This window comes from Nocardia sp. XZ_19_385 (assembly GCF_015355755.1).
In the GTDB taxonomy this organism is placed as follows: Bacteria; Actinomycetota; Actinomycetes; order Mycobacteriales; family Mycobacteriaceae; genus Nocardia.
Window position 1 is genome coordinate 1,264,522 of sequence record NZ_JACVEE010000002.1, and the last position, 12,549, is coordinate 1,277,070.

General features: G+C 67.1%; 11 protein-coding genes. 6 read left to right on the top strand and 5 right to left on the bottom strand.

All coding sequences use genetic code 11. The features are described from left to right. Positions 1-7: 7 nt before the first annotated feature. Positions 8-826 (top strand): maleylpyruvate isomerase family mycothiol-dependent enzyme, encoded by an 819-nt coding sequence (locus tag IBX22_RS18535; RefSeq protein WP_194816792.1) that lies wholly within the window; start codon positions 8-10, stop codon positions 824-826. Positions 827-875: 49 nt separating this feature from the next. Here IBX22_RS18535 and IBX22_RS18540 read toward each other — a convergent pair whose 3' ends face one another. The 4 genes from IBX22_RS18540 to IBX22_RS18555 form a co-directional block, all read right to left on the bottom strand. Further along, positions 876-1,268, bottom strand: a complete 393-nt coding sequence (locus tag IBX22_RS18540; RefSeq protein WP_194816793.1) for a RidA family protein — start codon at positions 1,266-1,268, stop codon at positions 876-878. After that, the gene (locus IBX22_RS18545; protein WP_228538864.1) at positions 1,265-1,918 is read right to left on the bottom strand and encodes a DUF998 domain-containing protein; all 654 of its coding nucleotides are present in this window, start codon (positions 1,916-1,918) and stop codon (positions 1,265-1,267) included. Before IBX22_RS18545 ends, IBX22_RS18540 begins: the two co-directional genes overlap by 4 nt. A 288-nt stretch (positions 1,919-2,206) precedes the next feature. After that, positions 2,207-2,620 (bottom strand): very short patch repair endonuclease, encoded by a 414-nt coding sequence (locus IBX22_RS18550; RefSeq protein WP_194816795.1) that lies wholly within the window; start codon positions 2,618-2,620, stop codon positions 2,207-2,209. A 15-nt stretch (positions 2,621-2,635) separates the two neighbouring features. Next, the gene (locus tag IBX22_RS18555) at positions 2,636-3,763 is read right to left on the bottom strand and encodes a DNA cytosine methyltransferase (protein WP_194817786.1); all 1,128 of its coding nucleotides are present in this window, start codon (positions 3,761-3,763) and stop codon (positions 2,636-2,638) included. Between the two features lie 273 nt (positions 3,764-4,036). Between IBX22_RS18555 and IBX22_RS18560 the strand changes: the two genes are divergently transcribed. Both IBX22_RS18560 and fadD32 read left to right on the top strand, forming a co-directional pair. After that, the gene (locus tag IBX22_RS18560) at positions 4,037-5,302 is read left to right on the top strand and encodes a KasA/KasB family beta-ketoacyl-ACP synthase (protein WP_194816796.1); all 1,266 of its coding nucleotides are present in this window, start codon (positions 4,037-4,039) and stop codon (positions 5,300-5,302) included. A gap of 132 nt (positions 5,303-5,434) precedes the next feature. Beyond that, positions 5,435-7,357: a long-chain-fatty-acid--AMP ligase FadD32 gene (gene fadD32, locus IBX22_RS18565; protein WP_194816797.1), complete on the top strand. Its 1,923-nt coding sequence runs from the start codon at positions 5,435-5,437 to the stop codon at positions 7,355-7,357. Here fadD32 and IBX22_RS18570 read toward each other — a convergent pair. Further along, positions 7,354-7,776 carry a hypothetical protein gene (locus IBX22_RS18570; protein WP_194816798.1) on the bottom strand — a complete coding sequence of 141 codons (423 nt, stop codon included), beginning with the start codon at positions 7,774-7,776 and terminating at the stop codon, positions 7,354-7,356. The two genes, fadD32 and IBX22_RS18570, sit on opposite strands and share 4 nt — an antisense overlap. A gap of 398 nt (positions 7,777-8,174) precedes the next feature. Here IBX22_RS18570 and IBX22_RS18575 point away from each other — a divergent pair, with 398 nt between their 5' ends. The 3 genes from IBX22_RS18575 to IBX22_RS18585 all read left to right on the top strand — a co-directional run bounded on the left by IBX22_RS18575 (position 8,175) and on the right by IBX22_RS18585 (position 12,539). After that, complete coding sequence (locus tag IBX22_RS18575; RefSeq protein ID WP_228539146.1) at positions 8,175-9,866, top strand: ABC transporter ATP-binding protein; 1,692 nt, start codon at positions 8,175-8,177, stop codon at positions 9,864-9,866. Beyond that, complete coding sequence (locus tag IBX22_RS18580; protein ID WP_194816800.1) at positions 9,866-11,806, top strand: ABC transporter ATP-binding protein; 1,941 nt, start codon at positions 9,866-9,868, stop codon at positions 11,804-11,806. The genes IBX22_RS18575 and IBX22_RS18580 overlap by 1 nt, the downstream gene beginning before the upstream one ends. A gap of 184 nt (positions 11,807-11,990) precedes the next feature. Next, positions 11,991-12,539: a putative glycolipid-binding domain-containing protein gene (locus IBX22_RS18585; protein ID WP_194817787.1), complete on the top strand. Its 549-nt coding sequence runs from the start codon at positions 11,991-11,993 to the stop codon at positions 12,537-12,539. Positions 12,540-12,549 lie beyond the last annotated feature (10 nt).

Genomic DNA, 12,549 nt, shown 5'->3' on the forward strand with positions numbered 1-12,549 from the left:
ACCAGTCATGCAACCGATTCTTCCGGCACGACGCATCCAAGCGGGCTCGTTTTGTGGACTGGGTTCGGTTGGGCGGATTAGGGTTCGGGGGGTGACCAGTGCTGATTCCGCCGCTCCTGTTGATGTGATCGATCAAGTGGCTGAGGGGACCGCTCGGCTGCTCGAGAGTGTCAAGGGGATGAGTGAGACGGAGGTGGGGGAGCCTTCGTTGTTGCCTGGGTGGACGCGGGGACATGTGCTGGCGCATATGGCTCGGAATGCGGACAGTTTGGTGAATTTGCTGACGTGGGCGCGGACCGGGGTTGTAACTCCGCAGTATGTAAGTGTTTCCGTTCGGGATCAGGACATCGAGGACGGGGCGCCACGGCCGTTGGCTGAGCAGCTCGCCGATGTCGAGGCCACGGCGGCGCATTGGCTCGAGCTGGCGCGTACGGCTCCTGAGGCGGCCTGGACCGCCACTGTGCGTAATCGGCAGGGTGGGGAGATGCCCGGCTCGTTCATTCCGTGGATGCGGTTGCGGGAGGTGGAGATTCATCATGTGGATCTCGGTCTCGGTTACCAGCCCGCGGATTGGCCCGAGTCGTTTGTCGCCCGGCTGCTGCCGGAAGCGGCGATCGATCTCACGAAGGTCGCGGCCAAATCCGAGGCTCCCACAACGGCATTCGCGGTCAATGCCGTCGATACCGGATTCACTGCGACTATCGGTGCCGGCGAACCGGATCACACGGTCTCGGGGCACGCGAGTGCCTTGCTTGCTTGGCTTCTCGGTCGCTCCGACGGGGCCGACCTTGCCGGGCCGCTGCCTGTCCTGCCTGCTTGGAAGTGACAGCGGGTATCCGGGTTCGGTTGTGCCGAGCTGGGATTCGGCTGATCCGCTAGTCGCTGATGATGGCGTCGGCCTCGATCTCCACCAGTAGCGCGGGGCTGATCAGGGCCTGGATCTCGTACATCGACGCGGCGGGGCGGATCTCGCCGAAGAACTCACGGTGGGCTTCGGCGACCTCGGGCCAGCGCGCGATGTCGGTGACGAAGATGCGGGTGCGGATGACATCGGACAAGCTCGCCCCGGCCTTGTCGAGAGCGATGGCGATGCGGCGCAAGGCTTCTCGGGCTTGTTCGGCCATGTCGTCACCGCCGACCGCGGTGCCGCCCGGAGCGGCGGCCGTGCTGCCGCTGACCGCGATGTGGTTGCCGATGCGGACGGCGCGGGAGTAGCCGACGACGTCTTCGAATTCCGATTCCGAGGAAATGTTCACACGAGCGTTCACGGGGTCAGCATGGCATCGCGGGCTTCGCGGAGCACGGCAATTCCGAGGGTGGCCAGCCACAGGGACATGGCGCCGACCTGGATGCGCTGGGCGATGCCGAGGGCGTAGTCGCCGGAGAGGTTGTCGGCGACCAGCATCCAGATGGTGGCGAGCGCGCCGATAACGAGGAAGGCGAGACCGAGTTCGCGCAGGATCCGCCAACGCGGGCGGTAGCGGAAGGCGGCGAGGCTGAACGCGAAGACGGCGACCGCGATCGAGGTGACGGCGAGGGTGCTGGTCAGGGCGTGGGGTTGGTGGAGCTGGGGGAACAGGGCGCTGTGGTCGCCGCCGCAGGAGGGTGCGTTCGCGGAGTCGCAGTCGGGGAGGGGGAGCAGGACGTCGGCGATGGTGGCGGCGCTGAAGCAGAGCAGGGCGACCCAGCCGAGGGTGGTGAGGCGGCGCCTGGGAAAGATCCACAGGCCGGCCAGGGCGGTGGGGATGAGCAGAGCCGCGGTGACCTTGTCGCCGGTGGCGAAGACCCAGCGGTAGGGCTTGCCTTCGGCGTCCAGTTCGCTCAGGAAGGTGTTGACCGGGTCGGCGTCGACGGGCAGTACGAACTCGAGCACCCAGGACGAATAGCAGAGCCCGGCGAGGGCCAGGGCCACTGCCATGCACCACGCCACGACTCTTTGACGCCGGTGAGCAATCTCTCGGCTATCGGTCACGAGCTCCATTCTCTGCTATCCGGCCGCATTCGCACGTCATTGCCATCACTACCTCAGAGTCCTGCCAGGTTCACGGCGGACTCTGGAATTGATCACGCGGTACGACGAGGAGTGTTGCAATGAACGGTCTGATGACAGCTTTCGCCGGGCTCGCGGTCATGGCGGCCATGCTGGTTTCCGGATATCTGGCGTCCCACGCCCCGACCGGCATCGTGCAGCGCCGCCACCGATAATTCACCGCTGTAGCGCGGCCTGCACCCGGTCCGCCGCCGTCGCCGGGTCCTCGTGCTCCCAAATCCGAATCACCTGCCAGCCTGCCGCGATCAACGCGGCGTCGGTCGCCCGGTCACGCGTCACATTCCCGGCCAGCTTGGTGGCCCACCATTCGGCATTGTTCTTCGGATCTGTCGCATGCTGCGGGCACCGATGCCAGAAGCAGCCATCGACGTAGACCGCGACTCGCAGCCGCGGAAATACGACGTCGGCGCGTCGGCGCTGGCCGGATACGGGCGCGCGATCGACGAAATAGCGCAGCCCGCGCCGGTGTAGTTCCTTACGTAATGCCAGCTCCGGTTTCGTGCCGCTGCGCCGTTGCCGCGACATGCGGGCACTGGTCGCCGCGTCGGTCCGGGGCCTGGCACTGGTCATCGGATACCAAGCTACTCAAGCCTGCATGCGTGCCAAATGGCTGTGCACGTCATCGAGGAAGCCGGGCGGGAATCGCAGATTGCCCATGGTGGTGCGGCGCAGGAATCCCGCGGTGGCACGGGCCGACAGTAAGCGGGAATCGGTGAGGAAATTCTTCAGATCCTCATACGGTTCCTGAACCGGCCAGGTGGACACCGGCATACGTTGAGCAACCTCCCCGGCGCGGCCCCACGCGGCCGTCGGCCACGCCTCGCCCTCGCCCAGCGGCAGGCCCTCCGGAAAGTCACCGACCGGCGCCGCCAGACGCGACCCGATCCATTCCGCCATCCGCACACTCACCGCATTGCCGACCAGCTTCCAGCGATGCCCGGCCCGCACACCCGGCACCTCGGTCGCGGGCATCGTCCACTCGGAATCGAAGCCCTGCAGGCGTTCCGCATCGATGATCCCCGGCGTGACGAGCTCCCCGGACGGCAACCGCACCGCAGGCGGACTCGCGATGCCCAGCGCCGAACCGCCTTTCAGCGTCGGTACCGCGTTCACCGCCCAGCCCAGCCCGCGGACGCCCTCGGTCCAGTAGAAACCGCACGGATCCCGTTGCGGATCACCGACTTCCATCGGCCCGTCGTCGTCGCCGAAAAGCACCGGACGCGGATCCTCGGTGCGCGAGGCCAGCATCAGCACGCGCTGGCGGCGCTGCGGCAGTCCGAATGCGCGCGCGTCGACCACCCGGTAAGCCCAGGTGTAGCCGAGCTCCTCCAGCACGGTGGTGATGTGCCGCATTGCCGCCCCGCGGCCCAACTGCAGCATGAACGGGACGTTTTCGATGAGCAGCCAGCGCGGGCCCCGTTTGCGGCGTACCAGCCGGAACACCTCGTCGACGAGGCCGGAGCGCGAGCCGGTGATGCCCGCGGTGCGCCCGGCCTGGGACAGGTCCTGGCACGGGAAACCCGCCGCCACCAGATCGGTGCCCGCCGGAATCGCCCGCAGCCGGGTGACGTCCGCGTGCAGTTCGACCTCGGGAAAGTGCGCGGCGAGCACGCCCTGGGCGCCTCGATCGATTTCGCACAGCAGCTCGCTGTGCCAACCGTGTTTGGCGAGCCCGAGCTCCAGTCCACCGATCCCGGCGAACAGCCCGACCATCCGCCCGCCCGTCACTGTCCACCTTTCAGCTGCAAGCTTTTGTTACCGCCCGTGCGCGCAGTGCACGTTACTCGAGGGGTCACAGCATCGCGCGGCAGTGTGCGCCAGGGCAACCCAGCTGGTACAGCGGTACCAGATTGCGTGTCTTGCTGCGGATTAGCTCGACCTCCCCGATAATTCGATTCGGCCCGAGCCGTTCTAGGCTTGCGGCGCTTTGCTGATCTTCCCGCGCAGTTCCCCGGTTCAACCCGTGATGCCAGGAGAGCGAGCCCCATGCAGATTCCGTCCACGCAGCGCCCATTCAAAAGCGGTGGCAACTTTCCCGATGTCGTCGTGACCAGCCTGGCCGCGACCACCTCCATTGCCGGCGATGTCGATTCGACCTGGAAGGGCCTGCTCAACGGTGAGAGCGGGATCGACGTGCTGGAAGACTCCTTCATCGAGCAGTTCGGGCTGCCGGTGCGGATCGGCGGGCACCTGAAGGTGGCGCCGTCGGTCGGCCTCACCCCGGGCGAGGCCCGGCGACTGGCCTACTGCGAGCAGATGGCAACGGTGCTCGGCCGTGAGGTGTGGCGCAACGCGGGCAGCCCCGAAGTGGACCGGAACCGGCTCGGCGTCTCGATCGGCACCGGCCTGGGCGGCGCCGAGGCGCTCATCGATCAGCGCGACAAAATGCAGAACGGCGGCTACCGCAAGGTCTCACCGCTGACCGTGCAGTGGATCATGCCCAACGGCCCGGCCTCCTGCGTGAGCCTGGAGCTGGGGGCCGGTGCCGGTGCGTGCACACCGGTGTCGGCGTGCTCGTCCGGCTCGGAGGCGATCGCCAACGCCTGGAAGATGATCGTGATGGGCGACGCCGACATGGTGGTCACCGGCGGTGTGGAGGGCTCCATCCAGGCGGTGCCGATCGCGGCGTTCACCATGATGCGCGCCATGAGCACCCGCAACGACGATCCCAAGGCGGCCTCGCGGCCCTTCGACATGGGCCGGGACGGGTTCGTTTTCGGTGAGGCCGGCGCCATGATGGTCATCGAGACCGAAGCGCACGCCAAGGCGCGCGGCGCGACGATCCACGCCCGCCTGCTCGGCGCGGGCGTCACCTCCGACGGATTCCATTTGGTCGCACCGGATCCCACAGGTTCGGGCGCGGCCCGCGCGATCACCCGCGCGCTGCAGACCGCGGGGATCAGCAAGCACGATGTGAATCACATCAACGCCCACGCCACCGCCACCCCGATCGGTGACACCGCGGAGGCGAACGCGATCAGCAAAGCCGTGGGCAACGGCGCTTCGGTCTATGCGCCCAAGTCGGCGCTCGGCCATTCCATCGGCGCGGTCGGCGCTTTGGAGTCGGTGCTGACCGTGCTCAGCGTCCGCGACAGCGTCGTCCCGCCCACGCTGAATCTCGAGAACCAGGACCCCGACGTGGATCTCGACATCGTCAAGGGGCAGGCCCGCCCCGGGCGCATCGACTACGCGGTGAACAACTCCTTCGGGTTCGGCGGTCACAACGTGGCCATCACCTTCGGGCGGTACTAGGGAGAAGCTCAGTTATATCCAGGCGGAATGACTATGAGCGCATAACCTGCTAACCTTCCCGGCGCTCCATGGTCGATCTGTGTTCGGTGTCACGGCACTCCCGGTGCGTGCGTTGGATGAAGGATAAAAGCGATGATCGGCGAGACCTTTGACGACTACTTGGACGAACAGGGCAATATCAAGATCCTCGGGGACAAAACCCTGATCGACTTCGTCGATAAGCACAGCGCGGAGAACGGCGACGCCCTCGCCTACCGCTACATCGATTACTCGCGCGAGCGTGACGGCGAGTACCAGGACCTCACCTGGCGCGAGTTCGGTGTCCGGTTGCGTGCGGTAGCCGCACGGCTGCAACAGGTTACGCAGCCGGGCGACCGGGTCGCGGTGCTCGCACCGCAGGGCCTGGACTACGTGGTGTCGATTTTCGCCGCCGTCTACGCGGGCAATATCGCTGTGCCGCTGTTCGATCCGGAAGAACAGGGCCACACCGACCGGCTGCACGCCGTGCTCGGCGACTGCACCCCGGCCGCGATCCTGACGGTCTCCACCTCGGCGGCCGGCGTGCGGAACTTCTTCCGGCACTTGCCCGCCGCGCAACGTCCGCGCATCATCGCGGTCGACGCGATCCCGGACAGTGTCGGCGAGACCTGGGTGCGCCCGGACATCGACATCGACAATGTCGCCTACCTGCAGTACACCTCCGGGTCCACCCGGACGCCCGCCGGCGTGGAGATCACCCACCGCGCCGTCGGCACCAACCTGCTGCAGATGATCGATGCCATTGGCGTGAAAGAGAACTCGCGCGGCGTCACCTGGCTGCCGCTGTTCCACGACATGGGACTGCTGTGCGTCATCCTGCCGACCATCGGCGGCGGATTCATCACCATCATGTCGCCGAGTGCCTTCGTGCGCCGCCCGTATCGCTGGATCAAGGAGCTGGCCGCGGTCTCCGACGGCGCCGGAACCTTCGCCGCCGCACCGAATTTCGCGTACGAGCATGCTGCCGCGCGGGGCCGCCCGAAGGCGGGCGAGGAACTCGATCTTTCGAATGTCATCGGCTTGATCAACGGCAGCGAGCCGGTGTCGGTGTCCTCGATGAAGAAGTTCAACGAGGCGTTCATGCCCTACGGGCTGCCGAAGACCGCGATCAAGCCCTGCTACGGCATGGCCGAGGCGACGCTGTTCGTCTCCGCCACCAAGGCCGAGGACGAGGCCAAGGTCGTCTACGTCGACCGCGGCGAGCTCAACGCCGGCCGCATGGTCGAGACAGATCCCGACGCCGACAACGCGATTGCCCAGGTCTCCTGCGGTTATGTCGCGCTCTCGCAGTGGGCCGTCATCGTCGACCCCGAAACCGGCGCCGAACGCCCCGAGGGCGAAGTCGGCGAAATCTGGCTGCACGGCGAGAACATGGGCATCGGCTACTGGGGCCGCCCGGAGGAGAGCGAAGCCACCTTCCGCAACATGCTCGAGATACGCCAGCCCGAAAGCCACGCCAAAGGCACCGACCCCGAGGCGAATTGGATGCGCACCGGCGACTTCGGCGCCTACGTCGACGGCGAGCTCTACATCACCGGCCGGGTCAAGGACCTGGTGATCGTCGACGGCCGCAACCACTATCCGCAGGACCTCGAATACTCGGCGCAAGAATCGAGTTCAGCCCTGCGCCCCGGCTTCATCGCCGCTTTCTCCGTCCCCGCCAACCAGCTGCCCGCCCTCGTCTTCGAGAAGGGCAGCCACTCCGGCCTGAAATTCGACGCCGACGACACCTCCGAGCAACTCGTCATCGTCGCCGAACGCGGCAGCGGCGCAGCCAAACTCGACCCGCAACCGGTGGCCGACACCGTCCGCGCGGCGATCTCCCAACGCCACGGCGTCACCGTCCGCGACGTCCTGCTGGTCCCCGCCGGCTCGATCCCCCGCACCTCCAGCGGCAAGATCGCCCGCCGCGCCTGCCGCACCGCCTACCTCGAAGGCACCCTGCGCGGCGGCTACCAGCAGGAGGCGTTCCCGGACTCGGTCGACCGCGAACCGGAAGGCGCCGGGGTCGCCTAGAGCTCCTGCCAGGTGACATCGGTCGCGACATCGCGCCACGGCAGGTCGCGCATCTGCTCGACCGCGTCCGGATGGATCAAGCCTGTGGAGTAAGGCTGTTGAAACCAGCCGATAGTCAGGTGGGTGTACAACCAGTCGGGGTTGTGTGCGGTTGTGCATGGCCCGCGGAAGAAGCCGATGCACCGGACGGGCGGAAGCAGTTCGGTCTCGCCTTCGACCGTCCGGGCGGGCGGCACCTCGTAGACGTTGCCGCCCCGCCCGGGTTGTGGCCGGGTCAGGAAATCCACCAGCATGTCGTTCACCCGCTCGCCGGGCCCACCCTCGATGAGTCCGTCGTAGGTCAGACTCATCTCGATCTGCTGCATGCGCAAGGTGCCGGCCGAGATGGTGATCGAGCACAGTTCGAACGGCAGCTTCATCGCGACACGTGAGTTTCGTTGTCGCAGGTGAACCCTCGGACGTCGGCGACGATCAGCATGGCGCGAAGTCTATTCCGCGTCGGCTCCCTTGACTTCAACATTACTTCAGATTGTTGGCTGGGGTCATGAACGTGACGCGGGCCGGGTGGCCGGAAATTCGGTGGCCAGGAGCGCGTCGCTTTGACACCCTGAGATGTCGGACCCCAGTGGGAACATCACGGGCGTCGCGTTCTTGACACCGCAAACCACCAACCCGAGGGGGAGCTTTGTCAGTTGCACTGGAGATACCTGCCGCCGAATCCGAAGGCGACAGACTTCCGCGGCCTGCGGCGGCCACACCGCCGGGCCGCCTGTTTTCGCTACGTAGATTCGGGCCGTACGTGCGGCCACACCGGAACATGCTGCTCGCGGCCACCGGGCTGGCGCTGCTGAGTGCGTTGACCGCCGTGGTGATTCCGGTGGTGATCGCCCGGATCATCGACGGACCGCTCGCGCAGCGGGATTTCGCCGGGGTGCTCTGGCCGGTGGCGCTGGTGCTGGCGCTCGGGCTGCTGGAGGCGCTCGGTGTCTGGGGTCGGCGGTGGCTGGTCTCGAAACCGGCGACGCAGGTGGAAATCACCATGCGCGCCAAAATCTTTCGCAAATTGCAGGCGCTGGCGATCGGGCGGCACGACGCCTGGGAGTCGGGGCAGCTGCTGTCCCGCGCGGTCGACGACATGGCGACACTGCGCAAGTTCATCGCGTTCATCGGGCCGTTCCTGCTGATCCACATGGTGCTGATTCCGGTCGGCATCGTGGTGCTAATCGTGTTGAGCTGGCAGATCGGGCTGCTGTTCGCGGTCATCGCGATCCCGCTGACCTGGGTCGGCGTTCGCTTCGAACGCAAATACGCGGTGGCCTCGCGGCGCTCCCAGGATCAATCGGGTGACCTGGCCACCACCGCCGAGGAATCAGCCCAGGGCGTGCGGGTGCTCAAGGCCTTCGGCCGCGGCGCGTTCTTCGGTACCCGATGGACCGCGCAGTCCCGTGAGCTGCAAAAGACCGAGCTACTGAAGGTGCGCCTGGACGCGAACCTGTGGTCGGCGATGGTGGCGGTACCGCAGCTGGCCATCGCCTTCGCGCTCGGTTACGGCGCGTTCGCGGTGGCGAACGGTTCGATGACACTGGGCACCTTGGTCGCATGCATTACGCTGGCCAACTTCCTGCAGTGGCCCATCATCTGGACCGGGTTCCTGCTGGCCGAGTGGAACGACGCGCGCACGGCGGCCGACCGGTACTGGGAGATCATCGATACCCCGATCGACATCACCGATCCGGCCGATCCGGTGCGGGTGCCCGCGCAGGTCCGCGGCGAATTGCGTTTGGACGGTGTTCGATTCGGCTTCCCGCGCGAGTCGGAGGCCGGTAGCGATGTGCTCGAAGACATTTCGCTCACGGTGCGCCCCGGCGAGACGGTGGCGCTGGTCGGCGCGACAGGTAGCGGAAAGACCGCGCTGCTCAACCTGATTCCGCGGCTCTACGACGTCACCGGCGGCGTGATCAGCATCGACGGTATCGATATCGCCTCGATGCGGGTGTCGGATCTGCGCTCGCTGGTGTCGGTGGCGTTCGAGGAGCCGGTGCTGTTCTCGGCGAGCGTCCGGGAGAACGTGGCGCTCGGCGACCCCCAGGCCTCGGATGACGATGTGCGGCGCGCTCTCGACGTCGCGCAGGCCACCGAGTTCGTGGACAACCTGCCCTGGGGTCTGGACACCCGGATCGGCGAGCAGGGCATGAGCCTGTCCGGCGGACAGCGGCAGCGGCTCGCACTGGCGCGGGCCGTGCTGACCGGCACCGGCAAGGGCGGCCGGGTCATGGTGCTCGACGATCCGCTCTCGGCGCTCGACGTGGAGACCGAGGAGCGGGTGCAGGAAAAGTTGCGCACCGTGCTCGCCGGCGCGACGACTCTGCTTGTCGCACACCGGCCTTCGACGGCGGCACTGGCCGACCGGGTCGCGGTGCTCGCCGACGGCCGCATCGTCGCCGAGGGCACCCACGACCAACTGCTGCGCAGCAGCACGGTCTACCGAGAACTGATGGGAGGTGAGTAATGAGCACCGAGACGATCGAGTCGAAAGATACGGCGGCGCAGGAGGAATCGCGACGACGCGATGAGGTCGCGGATTGGCGTGGCATCGCCAGCGAGGACAAAGAGGTCACCGCGACCGGAAACCTGGTGCTGGCCGAGCGTTCCCGGCGGCTGTTGCTCGAACTGATCCGGCCGTATCGCAAGCAGGCGATCCTCGCCCTGGTCCTCATTGTGGTGGACAACGCGGCGAAGGTGGCGGGCCCGCTGTTCATCGCCTACGGCCTGGACACCGCGATCGCGCAGGGCGGCAAGGGCAACTGGCTGCCGCTGACCTGGACCGTGGCGGGTTATCTCGGCACGGTCGCGCTCAGCATGGTCACCACCTTCGTGTTCTTGCGGGTCTCCGGAAAGCTCAGTCAGAGCGTGCTTTTCGATCTGCGGGTGCGCTCGTTCGCGCATACGCAGCGGCTCAGCGTGGCGTTCCACGAGAAGTACACCTCCGGCAAGGTGGTGGCCCGGCTCACCGGTGACATCGAAACCTTGCAGGAGCTGCTGGAGAGCGCGCTCAACCAGGCACTCGGCGCGATCCTGTCGGTGGTGACCATCGCGGTCATCCTGGTCTACCTGGATCTCACGCTCGCCGCGATCGTGCTCGCCGGGTTCGTCCCGCTGCTGCTGGTCACCCGCTGGGCGCAACGCCGGCAGCGCGCCGGTTACCGCAAAACCCGCGGCGCCATCGCGAAAGTCGTTGTGCAGTTCGTGGAATCGATGGGCGGCATGCGTGCGGTCCAGGCTTTCCGCCGCGAACAGCGCAACGAATCGGTGCTGGCTGCCGAAGATGCCGAATACCGCCGCGCCACCGTCTCCGCGATGCGCGGCATGGGTGACTACGCGGGCCTGACCCGGCTGCTCGGCAACCTGACCACGGTGATCATCATCGTGGTCGGCGCCTGGATGGTCATCGAGGGCAACCTCGCGGTCGGCGTGCTGGCGGCATACCTGCTGTACCTCACCGAGTTCTACGGTCCGCTCGACGAACTCGCGCAGGTCTTCAACGCGTACCAGTCGGCGGCCGCGGCGCTGGAGAAGATCTCCGGCGTGCTCGAAGAGGAGCCGTCGGTGGCGGAGCCGAAAACGCCTGTGCAGCTGGGGAAAGCGACCGGTGCGGTGCGGATGGACCAGGTGTGGTTCGGCTATGCCGCCGGATCGAAACCGGCGGAACTGCCCGAGGGTCTCGAGGTCGATCTGGTCAAGCGGCCCTCCGATGGTGCGGCGAAACCGGTGCTGCCCGAGTTCAGCCTGGAGATTCCGGCCGGACAGGTTGTTGCGCTGGTCGGTGCGACGGGTGCGGGCAAGTCGACGCTGGCGAAACTGCTGACCCGGTTCTATGACCCGTCCGGCGGCACCATCACCCTCGACGGTCGCGATCTGCGGGAGGTGGCGGATGCCGACCTGCGACGCAACGTCGTCATGGTGACCCAGGAGGCGTACCTGTTCTCCGGTTCGGTGGCCGACAACATCCGGCTCGGCAGGCCGGACGCGACCGTCGCCGAGGTGCACGCGGCGGCTCGCGCGGTCGGGCTGTCCGACTTCGTCCACAAGCTTCCACAGGGTTTCGACACAGATGTGAAGAAACGCGGTGGCCGGTTGTCGGCGGGGCAACGGCAGTTGGTGGCGTTCGCCCGGGTGTTCCTGGCCGATCCGGCGGTGATCGTGCTGGACGAGGCCACCTCCAGCCTGGACATCCCGAGCGAGCGCCTGGTCCAGCGGGCCCTGGAAACCGTGCTGCACAGCCGGACCGCGGTGATCATCGCGCACCGGCTGTCGACGGTCGCGATCGCGGACCGTGTGCTGGTGCTCGAACACGGGCGCATCGTCGAGGACGGAGCTCCCGCGGAACTGATCACCGGCAGCGGCCGGTTCGCGGGCCTGCACGCGGCCTGGCGCGAATCGCTGGTGTGAAAGGGGCGGTCCATGTGCGTCGCGATCGGCTGCGGGGTTGGCCGGGCGCGACGCACATGGTCCGTGACCGCCGGGGGTGGGCGTGGAGTCGCTGGTGTGATGCAGGCTCCCCAGGTTTGTCGCTTACGGTAGGTAGGTGACCAACCCAGCCCCTGGCTCCGGCACCGCCTCCCGCTGGCCGGCGATGCTCACGTGGCGCGCGCACAACGCGACGCGGATGGAGTCGGTGCGCGTGACCCTCAACGGCAACCGCATCCGGGCCGCCGGGCGCATGATCGGCGGCGCGTGCGACGAGCATCCCGCGTTCAGCGCCTCCTATGACCTGGTCACCGACGAGAGCGGCGTCACCAAGCGGCTCTCGCTGCGCACCACCACCCCGGCCGGTGAACGGCACGCCTCGCTCGCTCGCGACGAGGAGAACTACTGGCTGGTCGACGCGGGCGGCAGCCATGTGCGCTCCACCTTCGCCGGTGCGCTGGACGTCGACGTGGTGCTGAGCCCGTTCTTCAACACGCTGCCGATCCGCCGCTTCGGTTTGCAGAACGCCGTGCAGGACGTGCAGGTCCCGGTCGTCTATGTGCGATTGCCGGATCTCTTGGTCCAGGAAGCCAGCCTCACCTACAGCAGCGGGCCCAACGGCATCAACGTGCTGTCCCCGGTCTCCAGCGCCACCGTCACGGTCGACGCCGACGGTTTCGTCCTCGACTATCCCGGTCTCGCCGAACGCATCTGAATCCGCGAAC